A 929-nucleotide genomic window follows, 5' to 3' on the forward strand; every position below is an offset into this window, starting at 1 on the left:
CAACGAAAAAGGGCCGCCCAATGGGCGGCCCTTTCGCGATCAGCTGCCCGGCGCGGGCGCCGGGCATGCGATCATCACTCGAGGATTTTCGAGACGACGCCCGAACCCACGGTACGGCCACCTTCACGGATGGCGAAACGCAGGCCGTCTTCCATCGCGATCGGGGCGATCAGCTCGACGGTGAACTTCAGGTTGTCGCCCGGCATGACCATCTCGGTGCCCTCGGGGAGGGTCACGGTGCCGGTCACGTCGGTGGTGCGGAAGTAGAACTGCGGACGGTAGTTCTTGAAGAACGGGGTGTGACGGCCGCCTTCTTCCTTGGTCAGGATGTAGACCTCACACTCGAACTTGGTGTGCGGCGTCACCGACTTCGGCTTGCACAGAACCTGGCCACGCTCGACCGCGTCACGGTCGATGCCGCGCAGCAGGGCGCCGATGTTGTCGCCGGCTTCACCACGATCCAGCAGCTTGCGGAACATTTCCACACCGGTGCAGGTGGTCTTCGTGGTGTCTTTGATGCCGACGATTTCCAGTTCGTCGCCGACGTTCACAACGCCACGCTCGACACGGCCGGTCACAACCGTGCCGCGGCCCGAGATCGAGAACACGTCTTCGATCGGCATCAGGAACGGCTGGTCAACGGCACGCTCCGGCTGCGGGATGTACTCGTCCACGGCAGCCATCAGTTCCTTGATCTTCTCTTCGCCGATCTCGGGGTTGTTGCCTTCCATGGCAGCAAGCGCCGAGCCCGCGATGATCGGAATGTCGTCGCCCGGGAAGTCGTACTCGGACAGCAGCTCGCGGACTTCCATTTCCACCAGCTCGAGCAGTTCCGGATCGTCCACCTGGTCAACCTTGTTCAGGAACACGACCATGGCGGGGATGCCCACCTGGCGGCCCAGAAGGATGTGCTCGCGGGTCTGCGGCAT

At 63.2% G+C, this 929-nt stretch carries 1 protein-coding gene; it reads right to left on the reverse strand.

The features are described 5' to 3' along the window. Positions 1-74 precede the first annotated feature (74 nt). Positions 75-929, reverse strand: an 855-nt coding sequence (locus ACXAJT_RS27575) for an elongation factor Tu (protein WP_475242214.1), incomplete at its 5' end; no start/stop codon positions are given.

The organism is Salipiger sp. ABF4_146 (assembly GCF_056161345.1).